The 19,315-nt window shown below is 65.9% G+C and carries 15 protein-coding genes; 2 read left to right on the forward strand and 13 right to left on the reverse strand.

The genetic code is table 11. The features are described 5' to 3' along the window. Position 1: 1 nt before the first annotated feature. From ACHAC9_RS04465 to ACHAC9_RS04490, 6 genes are all read right to left on the reverse strand, one after another. Entirely contained in the window at positions 2-541 is a 540-nt protein-coding gene (locus tag ACHAC9_RS04465; protein WP_435757548.1) for a YcxB family protein, read from the reverse strand. A gap of 48 nt (positions 542-589) precedes the next feature. After that, the gene (gene waaA, locus ACHAC9_RS04470; protein ID WP_435757550.1) at positions 590-1,858 is read right to left on the reverse strand and encodes a lipid IV(A) 3-deoxy-D-manno-octulosonic acid transferase; all 1,269 of its coding nucleotides are present in this window, start codon (positions 1,856-1,858) and stop codon (positions 590-592) included. Continuing rightward, complete coding sequence (gene waaC / locus ACHAC9_RS04475; protein ID WP_435757552.1) at positions 1,855-2,835, reverse strand: lipopolysaccharide heptosyltransferase I; 981 nt, start codon at positions 2,833-2,835, stop codon at positions 1,855-1,857. Before waaC ends, waaA begins: the two co-directional genes overlap by 4 nt. Before the next feature lie 12 nt (positions 2,836-2,847). Further along, entirely contained in the window at positions 2,848-4,233 is a 1,386-nt protein-coding gene (locus ACHAC9_RS04480; protein ID WP_435757554.1) for a phosphomannomutase/phosphoglucomutase, read from the reverse strand. Between the two features lie 378 nt (positions 4,234-4,611). Further along, on the reverse strand, positions 4,612-4,923 hold the full coding sequence (locus tag ACHAC9_RS04485) for an H-NS histone family protein (protein ID WP_435757556.1): 312 nt from the start codon (positions 4,921-4,923) through the stop codon (positions 4,612-4,614). Between the two features lie 76 nt (positions 4,924-4,999). Next, on the reverse strand, positions 5,000-6,100 hold the full coding sequence (locus tag ACHAC9_RS04490) for a glycosyltransferase family 4 protein (protein ID WP_435757558.1): 1,101 nt from the start codon (positions 6,098-6,100) through the stop codon (positions 5,000-5,002). A 741-nt stretch (positions 6,101-6,841) separates the two neighbouring features. Between ACHAC9_RS04490 and ACHAC9_RS04495 the strand changes: the two genes are divergently transcribed. Then, positions 6,842-7,687, forward strand: a complete 846-nt coding sequence (locus tag ACHAC9_RS04495) for a symmetrical bis(5'-nucleosyl)-tetraphosphatase (RefSeq protein WP_435757560.1) — start codon at positions 6,842-6,844, stop codon at positions 7,685-7,687. Here ACHAC9_RS04495 and ACHAC9_RS04500 read toward each other — a convergent pair whose 3' ends face one another. Genes ACHAC9_RS04500 through ACHAC9_RS04525 form a run of 6 tightly spaced genes read right to left on the reverse strand, consistent with a single transcriptional unit; the run spans position 7,688 to position 12,302 of the window. Next, on the reverse strand, positions 7,688-8,473 hold the full coding sequence (locus ACHAC9_RS04500; RefSeq protein ID WP_435757561.1) for a lysophospholipid acyltransferase family protein: 786 nt from the start codon (positions 8,471-8,473) through the stop codon (positions 7,688-7,690). A 40-nt stretch (positions 8,474-8,513) separates the two neighbouring features. Continuing rightward, positions 8,514-9,794: a dihydroorotase gene (locus ACHAC9_RS04505; protein ID WP_435757563.1), complete on the reverse strand. Its 1,281-nt coding sequence runs from the start codon at positions 9,792-9,794 to the stop codon at positions 8,514-8,516. Next, a complete protein-coding gene (locus ACHAC9_RS04510; RefSeq protein WP_435757565.1) occupies positions 9,791-10,756 on the reverse strand; it encodes an aspartate carbamoyltransferase catalytic subunit in 966 nt (321 codons plus the stop codon). Before ACHAC9_RS04510 ends, ACHAC9_RS04505 begins: the two co-directional genes overlap by 4 nt. Further along, positions 10,749-11,267 (reverse strand): bifunctional pyr operon transcriptional regulator/uracil phosphoribosyltransferase PyrR, encoded by a 519-nt coding sequence (pyrR, locus tag ACHAC9_RS04515; protein WP_435757567.1) that lies wholly within the window; start codon positions 11,265-11,267, stop codon positions 10,749-10,751. The genes ACHAC9_RS04510 and pyrR overlap by 8 nt, the downstream gene beginning before the upstream one ends. Further along, complete coding sequence (ruvX, locus tag ACHAC9_RS04520) at positions 11,254-11,646, reverse strand: Holliday junction resolvase RuvX (RefSeq protein WP_435757569.1); 393 nt, start codon at positions 11,644-11,646, stop codon at positions 11,254-11,256. Before ruvX ends, pyrR begins: the two co-directional genes overlap by 14 nt. A 2-nt stretch (positions 11,647-11,648) precedes the next feature. Further along, on the reverse strand, positions 11,649-12,302 hold the full coding sequence (locus ACHAC9_RS04525) for a YqgE/AlgH family protein (protein ID WP_435757571.1): 654 nt from the start codon (positions 12,300-12,302) through the stop codon (positions 11,649-11,651). Between the two features lie 264 nt (positions 12,303-12,566). Between ACHAC9_RS04525 and ACHAC9_RS04530 the strand changes: the two genes are divergently transcribed. Continuing rightward, positions 12,567-14,024 (forward strand): cryptochrome/photolyase family protein, encoded by a 1,458-nt coding sequence (locus tag ACHAC9_RS04530; protein WP_435757573.1) that lies wholly within the window; start codon positions 12,567-12,569, stop codon positions 14,022-14,024. Between the two features lie 57 nt (positions 14,025-14,081). Here the strand turns inward: ACHAC9_RS04530 and ACHAC9_RS04535 are convergent, their stop codons facing one another. After that, complete coding sequence (locus tag ACHAC9_RS04535) at positions 14,082-19,307, reverse strand: Hpt domain-containing protein (RefSeq protein WP_435757575.1); 5,226 nt, start codon at positions 19,305-19,307, stop codon at positions 14,082-14,084. Between the last annotated feature and the right edge of the window lie 8 nt (positions 19,308-19,315).

A 19,315-nucleotide genomic window follows, 5' to 3' on the forward strand; every position in this document is an offset into this window, starting at 1 on the left:
TTCAGTTCAGCAAATGATCCCGCCGTGCCTCCGCCAGAGCGCGCATTGCGCCGCGCTGCGCTTCGTTCAGGCAGCGAAACGGAATCGGCAGCGTGCCGCGCTTTAACACCATCATGAAGCCGCGCGAATAGGTACGCACGGCCAAGACGTCGGTCCAGTTGATCAGGGTGACGCCGCCGCTGGTGCGCACGATGCCGTGTTCGTCGATGGTGAATTCGTAGGTGCGGCGACCGCGCCCGAGCAGCACGAAATGGAGTGCCGCGCTGGCGGTGCTCTTGATGCGCAGGTAGAGGCTGCCAGGCCAGGCAATACGGCGGCGGCGGATCAGGAAGCCGCCGTGCTGCCACATGAAGCCGATGTATTCACGCAGCGAATAACGCACGAAGAAATGCAGGTCGCCGAGCGCGCTGCCGACCGCCGGCAAAACGGGAACGCTCGCAGCACCATAGAAACCGTCAGCGGCGCCATCGACTGCTCCATGCGCCATCATGGCCATCGGCTTGCCGCTGTCGCCTGGTCCCGGGTGATTTAATGACGACATGCACGCCCCCCTTTTTCTACCGAACTCAAAAATCAATGGTAACAAAACCTACTCGAATTCCTGTTGCAGGAGTTCAACAGTGCGCAGGGTTGCGCCACGGTGCAGGCTTGCAAATTTTTCTGCATTGGTGCCCATTTGCGCGCGTTCATTCGCATCGCACAAAAGCCGTACGGCCTGTGCCAGCAGGCTGTCTGCGTTCGGTGCGCGCAGCGCTGCGCCGGCCGCGACCGCTTCCGCGGTCGCATCCAGGAAGTTGAACGTGTGCTCGCCAACGAGCACCGGTTTGCCCAGCGCGCAGGCTTCGATCAGGTTCTGTCCGCCCAGCGGCAACAGGCTGCCGCCGATGAAGGCGCAGTCGCAGGCCGCATAGTAGGCGAACATCTCGCCCATCGAGTCGCCCAGCAGGACGTCGGCATCGACCGGATCGTCGTTCATGACCGAACGCCGCTGCACCGACAGGCCGCGTGCGCGCACCAGTTGCTCGACTTCGTCGAAGCGCTGCGGATGGCGCGGCACGATGGCCAGCAGCATGCCGGCCGGCCGCTCGCGCAGCCGCGTGTAGGCGTCGAGGATCAGCACCTCTTCGCCTTCGCGCGTGCTGGCGCACAGCAGCACCGGGCGGCCCATGAAGCGCGCGCGAAGGGAGGCGCCGGTATCGAGCGCCGCCTGCGGCGGCACCACGTCGAACTTGATGCTGCCGGTGACTGCCACCTTCGGCGCGCCGAGGGAACGGATGCGCGCGGCATCGAGCGCGGTTTGCGCGGCCACGACCGTGATCGCGCGCGCCGCCTCACGCATCAGGCCGCCGAAACGCTGGCCGCGGCGCAGCGAACGTTCGGACAGGCGCGCGTTGACCAGCGCCACCGGCACGGCTTGCTGCGCGCAGCCGGCGATCAGGTTGGGCCAGACTTCGGTCTCCATCAGGATGCAGATGCGCGGCGTGTAGTGACGCAGGAAACGGCGCACCATGAAGCCGGTGTCGTACGGCAGGTAGGACTGGATCACACGCTCGCCGTGCTGCGCGAACAGCGCCCGGCCCGTGGCGCGGCCGGTGGGCGTCATGTGGGTCAGGAGGACGCGGCTGTCCGGCCAGGCGGCCAGCAGTGCTTCGACCAGCGGTTCGGCAGCGCGCGTCTCGCCTACCGAGACGGCATGCACCATGAAGGTCCTGCGTGGCGCGACAGACGGGCCATACAGGCCGAGGCGCTCGCGCCAATGCGCGCGATAACCGGGCTCCTTGCGCCCGCGCCACCACAGGCGCGCGAGCACAAGCGGCAGCGCCAGCCACCACAGGAAGGAATACAGCGGACGATTCATCCGGCGTCCAGCAGGCGGCGTGCGGCGGCGATCACGTCCTCAGCGGCCGGGGGCATGCCCTTGTCGCCGAGGTTGACGATGCGCGGCGACCAGTTGCCCTCGGTCTTCCACTTCGGCGAGTCGGCATAGATTTCCACCGTCGGCCGGTAGAAAGCGGCAGCGATGTGGGTCAGTCCGGTATCGACGCCAATCGCCAGCGCCGCCTGCTGCGCCAGCGTCACAGCATCCATCATCGACAGCTTCGGCAACACGCGCGCGTTCGGCAGCTGGGCGGCCAGGATTTCCGCCTCACGCTTCTCGCCCTCGGAACCCCAGGGCAGCAGCACCGGCATCGGAGAAAGCGCGCGCCCGGTGGCGATCCAGTGCGCGCTCGCCCACTTCTTCGCGTCGCGTGCCGTGCCGTGGAAGAAGACGGCATAGTCCTCGCGCGGCAACCAGTCGGGGCGCGGCGTGGAGGCGGGTGGCGGCAGGCCGAAGTCGGGTGGCATGTCGAGCGCATAGCCAAGCGCCGCAGCGGCCACCAGGCGTCCACGTGCGACAGCATGGGTACGCTGGTCGAGCGGAATGCTCTCGGTATGGAACAGGCGCGAGATGCCTTCGTAGCCCGAGCCCTCGCTGCCATTGGCCAGTCCCACCTTGCGCCCGCCGCGCTTGACGCGCGCCGCACCCATGATGATCCCGGTTTTCAGCAAGCCCTGGGTGTCGAACACGAGGTCGTACTCTTCTTCGCGCAGGGTACGGAAGAAGGCCTTGATCTCGGCGCGGACCACTTGACTACGCAGCCCCTTGCGCCAGCGCCGCAGCGCGAACGGGATGATGCGCCGCACATGGGAATTCAGGCGCACGAGACTCACATAGCCTTCTTCGACCACCCAGTCGATCGTCGCCTGCGGATGGTGGCGCAGGATGTCGGCCACCATCGGCAGGTTGTGCAGGACGTCGCCCAGGGACGACACCCGCACCAGCAGGATCTTCACATCGATCCCGCTTCAGAACGGCAGCTTGGCATCCGGCTTGGCGGCCAGGATCACGCTGCGGAACTCGTCCTGGATGCGTGCCAGCGCTTCCGGGGTCTCTCCCTCGAAACGCAGCACCACGACCGGGGTCGTGTTCGACGAGCGGGCCAGGCCAAAACCGTCCGGATACTCGACGCGCAGGCCGTCGATGTCGTTGATTTTTTCCGAACTCGGGAAAGTTGCGTCCGTGCGCAGCTTGTCGATCAGGGCGACGTTTTCGCCTTCCTGCAGGTGCAGGTGCAATTCCGGGGTGCTGAGCGCCATCGGCAGCGCGTTCAGCAGCGCCGACGGATCATCGGTACGGGTCAGCAGTTCGAGCATGCGCGCACCCGAATACAGGCCGTCGTCGAAGCCGAACCAGCGGTCCTTGAAGAAGATGTGGCCGCTCATTTCGCCGCCCAGCGGGGAACCCGTCTCGCGCAGCTTGGCTTTTACCAGCGAGTGGCCGGTCTTGTACATCAGCGGACGGCCGCCATGCTGTTCGATCCACGGGCCGAGGTGGCGCGTGCACTTCACGTCGTACAGGATCTCGGCGCCCGGGTTGCGCTCGAGGACGTCGGCCGCGAACAGCATCATCTGGCGGTCCGGATAGATGATGTGGCCATCCTTGGTCACGATGCCGAGGCGGTCGCCGTCGCCGTCGAACGCCAGGCCGATCTCGGCGTCGCTCGACTGCAGTGCGCGGATCAGGTCCTGCAGGTTTTCCGGGTGCGCCGGATCAGGGTGATGGTTCGGGAAGGTGCCGTCGACTTCGCAGAACAGCTCCACGACTTCACAGCCCATGCCGCGGTACAGGTCGCCCGCGAAGGCGCCGGCGACGCCGTTGCCGCAGTCGACCGCGATCTTGATCGGGCGCGCCACCTTGACGTCGCCGATGATGCGCTCGAGGTAAGCGGCGCGGATGTCGTGGGTGCTGTAGCCACCCTTCTCAGCCGCACTGCTGCCGTCGTGCGCCTGGATGCTTTCGTACAAGCCCGTGATCGCATCGCCGTAGATCGCTTCGCCGGCCAGCACCATTTTGAAGCCGTTGTAGTCCGGCGGGTTATGGCTGCCGGTGACCATGATGCCCGAGCGGGTAGCTTCGAGGACATTGGTGGCGAAGTAGACCATCGGCGTGGCAACCATGCCGAGGTCGATGACGTCGACGCCGGCGGCCTGCAGGCCTTCGGCCAGCGCGGCCGTCAATTCAGGGCCCGACAGGCGGCCATCGCGGCCGATCACGACGCTGCGCTCTCCCTTGGCCAGGGCGGCCTGGCCGAAGGCCTGGCCGATCGCATGCGCCACGCCGGCGTCGAGCGTGCTGTCGATCACGCCGCGAATGTCATAAGCTTTGAAAATCGTTTTTGAGAGAGCAACCATGTTCTACCTTGAAGAGTCGGGCGACGTCATGCACAGCCCAGTCCGTTAATACGGAGGGACGGACAACACCAAATGATGAGAGGATGACAAAACAGAGGGTATTGTAGCGGCAAGCGCGGCCAATGGGTAATCCCGCTGGCCGGCCAGAGAGCCACCAGCGAGCGCTGGTAACGTAAAACTCGATTTGAGACTTCCATTTCCCGATGTTCTAGAAGGCAGAACACCAGTTAGCGTAACGGGATCTCAATAAACCGTAGCGAGCGGAAGGAGTGTTGACCGAGCCGCCAAGGCGCCGCGGCTGTACGAATGTACAGCGAGCACCACAGGGCTAGGCGCCCCCGCCACAATCCGACGCGCAGTAGGTTTATCGAGGTTCCCTCACACGCGCAGCTTGTCGATGGACTTACCGCCCTCGACCCATTCCTTGACCCATTTCGGCTGGCGGCCGCGGCCGGTCCACTGCTGCTGCGAATTGTCCGGGTGACGATAACGCACTGCGACCGAACCGGTTTTGGTTCCACGCGCCGGGGTATTGATCAGGTCTTTCAGCGGTACGCCGACCTTTTGAGCAATAGCCAGGATTTGCTCGCGTGCTTGCTGCACTTCCTGGTGCTCACGCTGTTTCATTTCCTGCTTGATTTGCTCTTGCAGGTTGCGCAAATCGCCAACCGACATATTTGACAGATCCATCATCGTTCCTCGAAAGTTGGGTTAATCCAATTCAGGTGAATTCTCACCAAATGTCGCAATATACTACATTGGCAATTTATTGCCAGTCCTTCTTGCGCCAAATCAGCCATCTAGGAGATTTGAATCGAACAATACGCGCATACAACCACACGTAGCTGATAACGAACAATAAACAGAAGACTATCAAGACGATTGTATTCTGCCAGAACAATGTAGCAGGAATGACTGCCATGAGTGAAAATAACCACAAATACGGTGAAGTACGTGCGTTTCGCTGGAGCAGCGCACGCGCCTCTTTTTTACCAACGGTCCATCTGACAATACGCCTGAAAATAAGGCTATGCAAGTGAATACCGTCCGGTACCGCCGGGGATTTTCCGCGTACAAACATACGGCGGTATGCGGAAAAGATCGTTTCGAATGCAGGATAAATGAGGAGCAATGCCGCGTACCAGGTCGACACCTCCGGGTTGCGCATTACCAGCAGCAGGGCCAGTTCGCCCAGCATGAATCCGATGAAATAGGCGCCGCCATCGCCGAGGAATATCAGGCCCACCGGATAATTCCAGATCAGGAAGCCGGCGGTCGCACCGGCCACCATCAGGGCGGTAATGAGGATGAACATGTCGTCCACCTGCAAGGCCACATAGGCCAGGGACAGCAGCATGCAGATCGTGACCATGCTTGCCAGGCCGTTGAAGCCGTCGATGATATTCACGGCGTTCGCAATCCCCGCCACCGCCAATACCGTCAGGGGCAGCGCAATCCAGCCGGACGCGAGGATGACAAGGCCGAACGGCAGGTCGACGCGTTCGATTTTCGCATCGAGCAGCAGATAGGCCAGCGCGGCACCAGCAATCGTCAGCAATAACCTGCGCGACGGCCGCACCGCGCCGGTATAGTCCTCGAGCAGGCCGCCGATAAAGGCGACGAAGGCGCACAGCAGCAGCAGCGGAAGCAGTTCCAACAGCGCCGGCTGGCGCCAGATCGACATCGCGGCGGCCAGCACCACCGACAAATAGATTGGCAGCCCGCCGATCCGGGCCACCAGGTGCGTATGCGCGCGCTGCACGCCCGTGAAGTCGCTGTCGAGCGCCGGCCCATGCAACTTCGCCTGCTTGATTACGAGCAGGGTCAGCAGGGCCGAACAGACGAAGCTGACAAAGAATGAAAACATGGATATCCCGCGGTTTCATGACTCGACGGGCGGCCGCCCCAGGCGCACTGCGGTAGCGGTGCAGGCTGCGCATCAGTGCTTGCACAGAGGTCGGGAGCGTTAGAAGCGCTCAATCCATTCTAACCGGATCAGCGCCCTTATCCCGGGCACGTCAGTTTACCTTGTGTAAAGTGTTGGAAATTGCGCCAGATCGCGTGCAACAGCGTGTCGATAATGCGATTCGCTCGCCCCGGGCGGGCGCTTATGCGGCACGGACGCTGCCAGATGTGCAGTTGCGCCGCGCCGATATATCTCATCCGGAACATTAGTTTCTCCAGCACCGCGACTGTCGCGCCCTGGCGTTTGCATAAGTACCGGTATCGAGCCAGCCCCGCACAATCTTCAGCCCAACCTGGAATCGCCCCGCAGACAGATAAGCCTGATTGATACTGGCGGCATCGAATCCGCCACTGAAAGCGGCAGGCTTGCGCGACTCCCTCGATCCAATCCCTCTTTCCCGCCTTCGCCGGCAATTGCCGGAAACGGGCATAGCCGGCACGGTCGAGATTATCAGGACCTCTCGTCGTGGCTTGCATCGGCGTCGCCCGTGGACAATAAGTCATCGGCTGGTCATACGCAGGCAGCTGAACCGGCGGGCCCATGGGACAACGCAGCGCGGCGAAATCATTTAGTATGCCCTCCAAAGCAAACCATCCGTTCGCACAACTGCGCTGACGGCATTCTCCGACTGGAACACAGACCATGAAAACCTATGTCATAGGCGACCTGCAGGGTTGCGCCCACGAGGCCGAGGCCCTGCTCGAAAAGATCGCCCTGGACGCCGGCGGCGATGCGCGCATCCTGTTCGTCGGCGACCTGATTAACCGTGGCCCGGAATCGCTGCTGGCCCTGCGCCGCATGAAGGCGCTGGCGGAAACGAGCGGCGGACGCGTGGAGGCCCTGCTCGGCAACCATGACCTGCACCTGCTGGCCGTGGCGTGCGGCGCCCAGCGTGCCAGCAAGTCCGACACCCTGGACGACATCCTCGCCGCCCCCGACCGCGACGCGCTGATGGCCTGGCTGCGCGGGCGCCCGCTGGCGATCTTCGTCGATGCCCATTTGCTGGTGCACGCCGGTGTGGCGCCGCAATGGGACGCGGCCCAGACAATGGCGCTGGCGGGCGAAGTCGAAGACGTGTTGCGCGGCGATGGCTGGATCGATTTCCTGGCCGGAATGTACGGCAACCAGCCCGACCACTGGGACGACAAGCTGACCGGGATGGAGCGCCTGCGCTGCATCGTCAATGCCCTCACCCGGATGCGCCTGTGCCTGCCCGACGGGACGATGGATTTCGCGCACAAGGAAAGCGAGAGCGGGCCGGCCGGATCGGGGCTGCTGCCCTGGTTCGACCTGCCCGGCCGGCGCACGCTTGACGTGACGGTGGTGTTCGGCCACTGGTCGGCGCTGGGCCTGATCCTGCGCCCGAACCTGGTGGGCCTGGACAGCGGCTGCGTCTGGGGCGGCAAGCTGACTGCCGTGTGCCTGGACAACCGCGCCCTGCTGCAGATCGACTGTCCGGAATACCGGCCCCACGCCGGCAAGGTCTGACTAGTGCTCGGGTAGCGGCGCGGGCACCGGCGCCGCTTCTGCGGGCCTGGCGGTGGGCGACAGGGCGTGCTGGATCGCGTCGTGCGCCGCCTGCGCCAATTCCCTGCGGTGTGCTCCACTGCCCGTTAAAGGCGCCAGGCACGCCAGGCGCGCCCGTACTGGTGCGCCGTTCAAAATGGTGACGATACTGTCGACGAAACTCACGTCGCCCGTGTAGTCGACGCCGCGATGCCAGTCGCCGGCCTCGTCGAGGTAAGCGAGCGCGCAGGGCTGCACCGCCACGCGCGCGTCGACCGCCGCCTCGAACAGGTTGGCGTGGAATGGCAGCACGGTTCCCTGCTGGGCGACGGTCCCTTCCGGGAAGAAGGCGACGCGCTCGCCCTGCGCCAGCACCGCCACAATTCCCTTGAAGATGTGGCGCAGTTCGCGCCGGTTGCCGCGTGCGATGAAGACCGTGCCGCCGGCCGCCGCCAGCCAGCCCAGCACCGGCCAGGCGCGGATCTCGGCCTTGGCGACAAAACGGCAGGGATAGAGCGAATTGATGACGAAGATGTCGAGCCAGGAGATGTGGTTCGCCACGAACAGCGCATGTTCGAGCGGCGGCGCGCCGGGCGCCGCTTCCACCCGCACGTTACAGATCGCCAGCAGGCGGCGCGACCAGCGCCGCGTTGCCGCATCGCGCAGGCGCCGATTCGCCCAGGGAAAGATGAGCGCGCAGGTCGCCAGGCCGGCAAACAGGTGAACGGTCACGCGCGCGAGGCGCCAGGCGAGGCGAAGTCGGGTCATTGATCAAATTAAGAAGCGGGGCCGCGGCCCCGCACAGCCATTAGCGCCGATAGGCGATGCGCCCGCCGACGACGGTCGCTTTTACCTGCCCGGTCAGTTCGTAACCCAGGAAAGGCGTGTGCTTGCCCTGGCTGGCCAGCGCCGCGCCTTCTACCTTCCAGCGTACATTCGGGTCAAACAGCACGATGTCGGCTTGCGCGCCGACGCCCAACTGGCCCACCGGCAGGCCGGCGGTACGCGCCGCGTCGAACGTGATCTTGGCCAATGCCCGCGGCAGGGCATCCATGCCGTGCTGTTGCTCCGCCCATTTCAGCGTCAAGGAAAGCAGCAGTTCCAGGCCGGTGGCGCCGGGCGAGGCTTCGCCGAACGGCAGCAGCTTTTCGTCGTCGTCGACTGGGGTGTGGTCCGAGCAGACGGCGTCGATCGTGTCGTCCAACAGGCCCGCCGTGATCGCGTCGCGGTCGCGCCCGCTTCGCAGCGGCGGCGTCAGGCGCGCGTTGGAATCGAAAAAGCCGATGTCGGCATCCGTCATGTGCAGGTGGTGCACGCCGACGTCGCAGGTGACCGGCAGGCCCTCCTTTTTCGCGGCGCGCACCAGTGCAAGACCGGCGGCGGACGAGATGCGGCACAGGTGCACGCGCGCACCGGTCGAACGCACCAGCTCGAAGATCGTGTGCAGCGCGATGGTCTCGGCCATCACCGGCACGCCGGACAGGCCCAGGCGCGTCGCCAGCGGCCCGCTGTGGGCCACGCCGCCGCGGCCGATGTGCGGATCCTGCGGGCGCAGCCAGACCGTGTAGCCGAAGGTTTTGGCGTACTGCAAGGCGCGCAGCAGGACGTTGGTATCCAAAATCGGCACCTCGGCCTGGGCGAAGCCGATGCAGCCCGCTTCCGTCAGTTCGGCCATCTCGGTCAGGGCTTCGCCCCTCAAGCCCATGGTCAGCGCGCCCAGCGGGTGCACGTTGGCCAGGTCGAGGTTGCGGGCGCGGTGCTTGAGCATCTCGACCAGGCCCGGCTCGTCCAGCACGGGGTCGGTATCGGGCGGGCACACGAGCGTGGTCACGCCGCCCTGCACTGCCGCGCGCATTTCGGACTCCAGCGTCGCCTTGTATTCGTAACCCGGCTCGCGCAGGCGCGCCGAGAGGTCGACCAGACCGGGGGCGACCACCAGGCCGCTGGCGTCGATGGTGTCATTGGCCATGAAGTCGAGGGGCGCGTCGCCCACTGCCGCGACCTTGCCGTGGGCGATGAACAGGTCGGTGACCCGGTCAATGCCATTCGCCGGGTCGATCAGACGCCCGTTCTTGATATGTAGTTTCATCCGTGGGTTCCCGCCAAAATACTCATCACTGCCATGCGCACCGCAATACCGAAGGTCACCTGCGGCAGGATCACGGCCTGCTTGCCGTCGGCGACTGCCGAATCGATCTCGACGCCGCGGTTCATCGGGCCCGGGTGCATCACGATCGCATCCGGCTTGGCCAGTGCCAGGCGCTCGGGCGTCAGGCCATAGCTCTTGAAATACTCCTGGGCCGATGGCAGCAGCGCGCCCGACATGCGTTCGTTCTGCAGGCGCAGCATGATGATGACATCGACGTCCTTCAGGCCTTCGTCCATGTTGTTGAACACGCGCACGCCCATGTGTTCCAGGCCGCTCGGCAGCAGCGTCTGCGGGCCGATGGCGCGCACTTCCGGCACGCCCAGGGTGGTCAGCGCATGGATGTCCGAACGCGCCACGCGGCTGTGCAGGATATCGCCGACGATGGCCACGCGCAGGTTGGTGAAATCCTGCTTGTAGTGGCGGATCGTGTACATGTCGAGCAGGCCCTGGGTCGGGTGCGCATGGCGCCCGTCGCCGGCGTTGACGACGTGGATCTCCTTGCGGCCGCTGTCGTTCAGGTGCTTGGCGATCAGGTAGGGCGCGCCCGACTGTGCGTGACGCACCACGAACATGTCGGCATGCATGGCCGCCAGGTTGTCGATGGTATCGAGCAGCGACTCGCCCTTGGTCGTCGACGAGGCCTGGATGTTCAGGTTGATGACGTCGGCCGACAGGCGCTTCGCGGCGATCTCGAAGGTAGTACGAGTGCGCGTGCTGTTTTCGAAAAACAGGTTGAACACGCTTTTGCCGCGCATCAGCGGCACCTTTTTCACCTCGCGGTCGGAGATGCCCGCGAAGCTCGATGCGGTGTCGAGGATGTGGTTGACGATCGACTTGGGCAGGCCTTCGATGCTGAGCAGGTGCTGCAGCTCGCCGTTCTTGTTCAGTTGCGGGTTATGCATTGTCTTCTTCGATCGTGAGCGAGAGTTGGCCGTTTTCAATACGCGTCAGCGACAGCAGCTGCTTGCCTGCCAGCGTCGTGGTCACGCCGACGAAATCCGGCGCCACCGGCAGCTCGCGCCCGCCGCGGTCGGCCAGCGCCGCCAGCTTGATGCAGGCCGGGCGGCCATAGTCGAACAGCACGTTGATCGCGGCGCGCGTGGTGCGGCCCGTGTAGAGCACGTCGTCGACCAGCACGATGGTGGCACCATCGACGTTGAAGCCGATATGGGTCGGCTTCACGTCCGGATGCAGGCCCTTCTTCGCATAGTCGTCACGGTAGAACGAGACATCGATGAAGCCGAGGCGTCCTTTGAGGTCGAGGTCGGCGGCGAGCCGCTCGGCCAGCCAGGCGCCGCCCGAATGGATGCCGACGATGGCGGCATCGGGCGCGCCGGCGAGGCCGGCGCGCACCTGTTCGAGCAGGACGCGGTACAGCGCTTCGGCATCGAAGTCTTGATTAGTTGTTGGCATGATCGTCAAAGTACTGTTGCAAAATGATGGCGGCGGCCTTGGCGTCGATGATCTCGCCGCGCTTGGCGCGAATCACGACGGACGAGTAGCGCTCGTCGACCAGTTCGACCGGCAAGTCGAAGCGTCCGTGCAGCTGGTTGGCGAAGCGGCGCGCGCGCAGGGTCATGTCGTGCTCGGCGCCGTCGTGATGGCGCGGCTCGCCGACGATCAGGCGCGCCGGGCGCCACTCGGCGATCAGCGCGCCGATGGTGGTAAAACGGGTGGCGTTGTCGATGGCGTTCAGGACTGTGAGAGGCTGGGCCTGCTTGGTGAGCGTATTGCCCATCGCGATGCCGATACGCTTGATGCCGAAATCGAACCCGAAAACAATATCAACCATCGTCACGCATGGCCGGCCTCGGTGGCGAGCATCATCGGGTCGATGCCCAGCAGTTTGATGGCGGCGGTGTAGCGCTCCTCGATCGGCAGGTCGAACAGCACATGGGCGTCGGCGCCGACGGTGAGCCAGCCATTGCGCGACAGTTCTTCTTCCAGCTGTCCCGGGCTCCAGCCGGCGTAGCCGATCGACACCAGCATGCGCGCCGGTCCGGCGCCGCTGGCAACCGCCTCGAGCACGTCGATCGAGGTGGTGAAGGCGACTTCTTCGGTCACGTTCAAGGAGGACGAATAGCGCCCGCTGGGACTGTGCAGCACGAAGCCGCGGTCGTCCTGGACCGGGCCGCCGAACATGATCGGTTCATCGACCACGTGTGCACGCAGGCCTTCGGCCACTTTCAGGTCGATGCGGTCGAACAGCACTTCCATCGTCATGTCGGTCGGCTTGTTGATGACGACCCCGAGCACACCCTTCTCGTTGTGCTCGCAGACATACACCACCGCGCCACCGAAGATCGGGTCTTCCATGGAAGGCATGGCGATGAGGAAATGATTGGCCAAATTCAACCCTGACGGTGCCGGACCGATATTGCCGAGTGTTTCGCTTCCCTGCGGCAGGCCGGCCATGGGCAGAGTGGTGCCGATTTTGCTCTTCTTCATACGCTGACTCTCTGTTGGCTCGCTCTCTGGGAGAACCTCGATCGACCGGCCGCGCGTTGGATCGTCCACTCGCCGCGGTTTCCCGAAGCCCGCTGTTTAACCACTAGTATCCAGACAACAACATTAGGCTTTTCTATAGTTTACACTGAAACGCGCGACCGGCCATTTTGAGCGCCATTGCGCGCGCGGCAAGGTGCACGATTACCTGACGCAACTGTTCGATCCTAGCCCGTAAAATGGGGCGCCCTGTTGACTGAAAACACGATGATTCCGAAAAGCAAGTCCCTCGTCTGGTTCCGCCGCGACCTGCGCGCCTTTGACCACGCCGCCCTGCACCACGCCTTGCGCGACGCCGTGCAAGGAGGCGGCAGTGTGCACTGCGTTTTCGTGTTCGACACCGACATTCTGGCCGAACTGCCACGGGACGATCGCCGGGTACGCTTCATCCATGCCAGCCTGCGCGAATTGGATACGGAACTGCGCAAACTCGGCGGCGGCCTGAGCGTGCAGCATGGCGCCGCACAGGAACTCATCCCGCGCCTGGCAGCCGAACTCGGCGTGGGCAGTGTCTACCTCAACGACGACTACGAACCCGGTGCGATCGCCCGCGACGCGGCAGTGGCCGCGGCCTTGCACGCCGACGGGCGCGCCCTGCTGCGCTTCAAGGACCAGGTCATCTTCGAGAAAAGCGAGGTGCTGACGCTCGCCGGTGGCATCTATGGGGTGTTTACCCCCTATAAAAACGCCTGGCTCAAGCGCCTGATCGCCCAGCCGGAAGCGGCCGCGCCCTGGATGATCGAACCGTATGCGGCAGGGTTCGCGCAAGTTCCCGCGATGCGGCTGCCCAGTCTGGCCGAACTCGGATTCGACGCGGGTCCCCTGCCCGCCCCGCCGGGCATGTCCGGCGCGACGCAATCGTTCGAAGACTTCCTGCCGCGCCTGGGCGAGTACGGCACGGCGCGCGATTTCCCTGCGCTTGATTCGACCTCGCGCCTGTCGATCCACCTGCGCTTCGGCACCACCTCGGTGCGCCACCTGGTGCGTACGCTGCGCCAGATGATGGCGCACGGCGCCGGCGGCACGGGCGCGCCGGTCTGGCTGTCGGAACTGGTCTGGCGCGACTTTTACGCGATGATCCTGTTCCACCACCCGCACATCGCGCAGCGGTCGTTCAAGCCGGCGTTCGATGCGGTCGCCTGGGAAGCGGGGGACGCGGCCTCGGCACTGTTCGCGGCCTGGTGCGAGGGCCGCACCGGCTATCCGCTGGTGGACGCAGCGATGGTGCAGCTGAACACGACCGGCTTCATGCACAACCGGCTGCGCATGGTGACGGCCAGCTTTTTAGTAAAAGATCTCGGCATCGACTGGCGCTGGGGCGAGCGCTATTTCGCACGCCAGCTCAACGATTACGACCTGGCCTCGAACGTCGGCGGCTGGCAGTGGGCGGCTTCGACCGGGTGCGACGCGCAGCCGTGGTTCCGGATCTTCAATCCGACGACGCAGTCACAAAAGTTTGACAGGCAGGGGGCGTTCATCCGGCAGTATCTGCCGCAGCTGGCGACACTGGATGCGCGCGATATCCATGCGCCGTGGCTGGTGCCGGCGGATGAACTGGAACGGTGCGGAATCGTGCTGGGCCGGGATTATCCGCAGCCGGTGGTCGACCATGCACAGGCAAGGCAGCGGACCTTGGCGCGCTTTGCGGTGGTCAAGGCCGGGTGAGGCGGTGGGGTGCGCACCGGTACGACTATCGACGCGTGGACGGGGGACCCGTCCACCCTAGGCCCCCGGCATTTCGCGATTCAACAAGCCCGCAATCGCCCCCAACAACACCGGCTCCTGGAACGGCTTGCCGAAATACGCATTCACGCCCAGCCCCAGCGCGACATTGCGGTGTTTGTCGGCAGTGCGCGAGGTGATCATGATGACCGGCAGCGCGGCGGTGGCGGCGTTGCTGCGCACGTGGCGCACGAGATCAAAACCGTCCATGCGCGGCATCTCGATATCGACCAGCATCAGGTCCGGCCGCACGGTCGGCAGCTGTTCCAGCGCGTCGACGCCGTCCTTGGCCAGCGCGACCCGGTAACCCTCGCGTTCGAGCAGGCGCTGGGTCACGCGGCGCACGGTCAGCGAATCGTCGACCACCATCACGGTGGGACGATGGGCCGGTGCCGGCTGGTCGGCGGCAGGCGCGGTCGTCAGCGTGCCGGCATTGCGGCCCAGGGCCAGGGGATTGAGGATCAGGACGATGTCGCCGGTGCCGAGCACGGTGGCGCCGGCGATGCCGGGCACGCGTGCCAGCTGCGGCCCCAGGTTCTTGATCACCACCTCGCGGTTGCCGAGCACCTCGTCGACCTGCAGCGCGATGCGCTCGTCGGCGCTGTGCAGCACCAGCACCGGCCGCGAACGCAGGCCCGGCTCGGAACGGTCCCCTTCTCCGAGCAGCGCCGGCAGGTAGTGGAAGGGCAGCGCCTGCCCGCTTGATTCCAGCGTGCCGGCGTCAAAGGCTGCCGCCAGCTCCGGTTCGCGCACCTGCAGCACCTGCTCGACCAGGGTCGAGGGAAGCGCATAGGTCTTGCCGGCGCTCGATACCAGCACCACTTGCGTGACGGCCAGCGTCAAGGGAAGGCGGATCGTGAAGCGCGCGCCGCCACCAGGCGTGGTGTCGATCGTCACGCGTCCGCCCAGCGCCTGCGCCTCGGAGCGCACCACGTCCATGCCGACGCCGCGTCCCGCCAGTTCGGTGAGCGTATCGGCAGTCGAGAAGCCCGGTGCGAAAATCAGTTCGGCTGCATCGTCATCAGGCAGCGCGGCGTCGGGCGCGATCAAGCCCAGCGCGCGGGCCTTGGCGCGGATGCGCTCCAGGTCGAGGCCGGCGCCGTCGTCGCTGAACTGCAGCACGACTTCATTGCCTTGCTGGCTCACCTGCACCAGCAGTTCGCCGGTCTCCGGCTTGGCCGCGGCCAGGCGCGCGGCGCGCGGCTCGATGCCGTGCACGATGGCGTTGCGCAGCAGGTGCTCGAAGGGCGCAGCCATCTGTTCCAGCACGCTGCGGTCGATTTCCACGGCGCCGCCGCGAATATCCAGGTTCACCCGTTTGTCGGTCTCTTTCGCGGTCTGGCGCGCGACGCGAAACAGGCGCTCGGACAGGCTCGCGAACGGCACCATGCGCACCCGCATCAGGTCGCGCTGCAGGTCGCGCGTCATGCGCGACTGCGCCGCCAGCTCTTCGCCGGCGCCGTCGACGGTACGCGAGAGCAACTCGTGGAAGGACGCGACGTCGTTCACGCTCTCGGCCATCATGCGCGTCAGTTCCTGCAGGCGCGTAAAACGGTCGAATTCGAGCGGATCGAACTCGCGCTCGCCGGCGATCGACATGCGCGAGGCGATCTGCGATTCGGCCTGCATCTCGACTTCGCGCAGCTGACGGCGCAGGCGGCCCAGGTTGTCCGAAAAGTCGGACAGCGCGCCCTTCATCACCCCCATCTGGTTTTCCAGTTTCGAGCGCGTGATCGAGACCTCGCCGGCCTGGGTCACGAGGCGGTCGAGGATGTCGGCGCGCACCCGCACCAGCGGCGTACGCGCTTCCGCCGGGGCCAGCGCCTCGGCAAGGGGCGCAGCTTCAGCCGCCGGCGCCTCAGGCTCGAGCACCTGCGCCGGCTGCACCAGCTGTTCGAACAGGGCGAGTGCCGTGTCGTAGCTGGCCATCAGTTCGTCGAACGCGGCAGGCAGCGTGGTCCCCGCATGCACCATGTTCTCGACTTGCGTTTCAAGTTCGTGCGTGTGCTGGCCGATGCGCATCGCGCCCGCCATGCGCGCGCTGCCTTTGACGGTATGCAGCGTACGCAGCAAGCCTTGCGCCGGCGCGGGGTCCTGCGGATTGTGTTGCCACTGGCGCAGGCCATTGCCGATTTGCGGCAGCAGGTCGGCCGCCTCTTCCAGGAATACCGGCAGCAGGTCGGGATCGAGCTCGTCATGCGGCACGGGTTCGGCCGCGGGCGCGCCGCCCCCTGCCGGCAGGGCCACGCTGCGCTCGACGGCTTCCGGCCGGGCTGCGGGTTGCGGCTCCGGCTCCGGTTCCGGCTCCGGCGCAGGCACATGTGCCTGCGGGCTGTCGAACAGGGCGTCGAAATCGAGGCCGAACAGATCGTCGTCCACCCCGTCATCCAGGGCCGGCTTGTCATCGACCGGCTGCGCGGCCTGCGCGAAGACCGGCGGCTCGGCCACAAGGCTTTCATAGGCTTGCGCGAACAGGTCGTCGAGCTGGCGCGCAAGAATCGGACTGGCGTCGCCATAGGCGACCGCGGCCTGCTGCTGCGCCAGCGCTTCGCACAGGGCGCCCAGCTGTTCGAGCATGTCCGGCTGGGCCGGGGCCAGCTCGTCGCGACCGAACGCCTGCAGCATCTGGCGCACGCGCGCCAGCACGCCGTCAAGCACATCGTGCTGGGCGGCGGTGAGCGTCGGCGCCGGTGCGGCCAGCATCTCGAGCGCCGTCTCCAGCGCCTGCGCCAGGTCGCGCAGGGAAAGGAAACCGACCGTGCCCGAGGTGCCGGACAACGTGTGCACGGCTTTCAGCGCCTCCGTGCTGACCGGGCGGCCGGCTTCGTGGCGCCACTCGCCGAAATCGCGCTCGAGCAGGCGCACCAGTTCGTCGGTCTCGGCGACATAGATGTTGTACAGGGCCAGCGGGATTTCGAGCGTGCCGACCCGGTGCATGTTTTCGTCGCCAGCGGGCACCGGGCGCGTGGCCGTGGGCAGGACAATCACGTTGCTCGCCGCTTCGCGCTGTTCGCGCGCGACCGCCGGCTCTGCCTCGACCGGCTCGGCAAAGGCGCCGCCCGCCTGCACGCGTTCGGCCGCTGCAATCAGCTGGGCACTGGTGCGTGGCGATGCGCCGTACGCCGCCAGTTCCGCCACCCAGGGCGTCAGCTCGGCATGCGCGTGCTCCACGAGGTCGAGCAGGTCGGGTGTCGCGGCGCGGCCGTCGGCCAGCCAGACATTCATGACGCGTTCGAGCGCCGCCGCCCCGGCCGCGAATTCGTCCAGGCTGACCATGCGCGCACTGCCCTTGAGCGTGTGGAAGGCGCGCCGCACGATCGTCAGCGCCTCCTGGGCTGCGGGATCGCGCCGCAGGGCCGGCAGCGTGCCGGCAATCGTGTCCAGCACTTCGCCGGCTTCGGCCACGAAGATCTCGAGCAGCTCGGTATCGACGCCGGCCGCTTCCGGCTCAGCGGCGGGCGCTTCGGGAACAGCAGGCAGTGTGGCCGGCTCCTGTGCGGTGCTCGCCTGCTCGAACGTCAATTCGCGCAACAGGCCCGCTTCATCATCGAAAACGAAACGGCTCTTCGCGCTGTCGCTGTTTTGCGCCAGCATGTCGGTGAAGAAGCCGAGCGCGCCGATGTTCCGGGCGATGTTGTGCAGGGCGCCGGCCTGGGCTTGCAGGTCACCATCGCCCCCGGCCAGGCCTGCTACCGCATCGCGCACATGGTGAGCGGTACGCGCCGCCGCTTCCTGGTCGAGGATGGAGAGTGCGCCCTGGATCTGGTGCAGCACGGGACCGGCCGCAAGCAGCGCGCCGCGCTTGTGCTGCGCATCGTCGTAATACTCGTCGAGCAGCTTTTCGACCTGGCGCAGGCCGGACTTGATCTCGCCCGCCAGCACCGCCACCGTCTGGCCCTGCTGGATCTGGTGCGCCAGTTCGTTCTGCCAGTCCGGCGCCGCGGGCGGCGTCTGGCCGGCGGCCAGCGCCAGCAAGCGCTGCCCCACCATCTCGGCATGCTGGCCGAAATCGTCCGGCAACTGGCGCACCTGGTCCAGGCCATGTTCGACAAACAGCATCGCGGTGGCCATCTCGAGGCCGAACTGGTCGTTGCGGCTTGATCCGAGCGAGGCCTTGGCCGCCTCGCCAAGTTCGCGCAGCAGCCGGGTCAGCGCCGGCGCGCCGAGCTTTTCGCTGGCATCGCCGAGCGTCGCCAGGGCGTCGTTGAAGTCCGCTTCGCGCAGCGCGTCGGCGTGCATGGCCAGATGGTCCCAGTCGGACTTCGCACGCGCCAGCGCTTCCTTCGCTTCTTTCAGCGCGATTGGGTCGACTTTACCGTAGCGGCGCCCGGTGACATTCGCCGGCACCGCGCCATCGAGCGCGAAAGCACGGCGCAGCTGCGCGGCTTCGCCCCCGGCGCCCGGCGTGGCGGCGATGAAGAACAGCGCGTCGCGCAACATCGATTCCGGCAAGCCGGCCTGCCCTTGCGTCAGGCGGCGCAGCTGCAGGTTGATCTGGCCAAACAGCTGTTTTACATACAGGTCGCCCGCCAGCGCGCCGTCGGCAACCAGGCTTGCAAAGACGTGCAACGCGTGCCAGGCCGTGCGTGCCTGCGCATCCGGGCCACTCGCGACCAGCGGCGCGATCGCCGCGGCCAGCGCGCCGGCGTGCAGGCGCTGGGCCTCGGGCTCCAGACTTTTCAGGTAAGGCAGCAAGGACTTTTCGAACTGGGCGCGGCAGGCCGCATAGTCCGGCGTGGCGTCTTCCAGCGCGCCCGACAGCGCAAGCGTGCGCGTCGTGTCGACGCTCAAGAGGTCGGACGGGTGGATGCGCTCCGCGCCGAGCAGCTCCTGCAGCGCGCGATAGTAGGGGAACAGGCGCAGCGGCTGGGGCGCGCTGCCCGCCACCAGTTCGTCGAGGTATTCGCCGATCGCGCCAAAGGCCTCGCGCACAGCCGTGGCATTGTCCGGCGTGCAGTCGAGGGTGCGCTCCCTGAAGCGCTCGAGCGCGCGCTCGGCGGCGGAAGTGAGCAAGCCGACGCCCTCGACATCGACCATCTGCAGCGCGCCGTGCGCCTGGTGCAGGTGCGTCTTTGCATGCAGCAGCAGGGTCGGCTGGGCTTGGCTCGATCGTGTGGCGGCGTCGTTCAGGGCCGTAGCGGAGCGTTCGAGCGCGCCGCGGATCTCGCCGATCACCCACGACAGGGGACCGGTGTCAAAGGCGCTCGCGTGCGGGAATGAATTCATGGTCGTTG

The sequence above is a fragment of the Massilia sp. CMS3.1 genome (assembly GCF_051262535.1).
GTDB lineage: Bacteria > Pseudomonadota > Gammaproteobacteria > Burkholderiales > Burkholderiaceae_D > Telluria.

Bases quoted from the DNA above. Each gene is read 5' to 3' on its own strand.
- pyrR (WP_435757567.1), bottom strand. From the start codon at position 11,267: ATGCCAACAACTAATCAAGACTTCGATGCCGAAGCGCTGTACCGCGTC.
- ACHAC9_RS04505 (WP_435757563.1), bottom strand. From the start codon at position 9,794: ATGAAACTACATATCAAGAACGGGCGTCTGATCGACCCGGCGAATGGC.
- ACHAC9_RS04535 (WP_435757575.1), bottom strand. From the start codon at position 19,307: ATGAATTCATTCCCGCACGCGAGCGCCTTTGACACCGGTCCCCTGTCG.
- ACHAC9_RS04525 (WP_435757571.1), bottom strand. From the start codon at position 12,302: ATGAAGAAGAGCAAAATCGGCACCACTCTGCCCATGGCCGGCCTGCCG.
- ACHAC9_RS04480 (WP_435757554.1), bottom strand. From the start codon at position 4,233: ATGGTTGCTCTCTCAAAAACGATTTTCAAAGCTTATGACATTCGCGGC.
- ACHAC9_RS04490 (WP_435757558.1), bottom strand. From the start codon at position 6,100: ATGTTTTCATTCTTTGTCAGCTTCGTCTGTTCGGCCCTGCTGACCCTG.
- ACHAC9_RS04530 (WP_435757573.1), top strand. From the start codon at position 12,567: ATGATTCCGAAAAGCAAGTCCCTCGTCTGGTTCCGCCGCGACCTGCGC.
- waaA (WP_435757550.1), bottom strand. From the start codon at position 1,858: ATGAATCGTCCGCTGTATTCCTTCCTGTGGTGGCTGGCGCTGCCGCTT.
- ACHAC9_RS04465 (WP_435757548.1), bottom strand. From the start codon at position 541: ATGTCGTCATTAAATCACCCGGGACCAGGCGACAGCGGCAAGCCGATG.
- ACHAC9_RS04485 (WP_435757556.1), bottom strand. From the start codon at position 4,923: ATGGATCTGTCAAATATGTCGGTTGGCGATTTGCGCAACCTGCAAGAG.
- ACHAC9_RS04495 (WP_435757560.1), top strand. From the start codon at position 6,842: ATGAAAACCTATGTCATAGGCGACCTGCAGGGTTGCGCCCACGAGGCC.
- ACHAC9_RS04510 (WP_435757565.1), bottom strand. From the start codon at position 10,756: ATGCATAACCCGCAACTGAACAAGAACGGCGAGCTGCAGCACCTGCTC.
- ACHAC9_RS04500 (WP_435757561.1), bottom strand. From the start codon at position 8,473: ATGACCCGACTTCGCCTCGCCTGGCGCCTCGCGCGCGTGACCGTTCAC.
- ruvX (WP_435757569.1), bottom strand. From the start codon at position 11,646: ATGGTTGATATTGTTTTCGGGTTCGATTTCGGCATCAAGCGTATCGGC.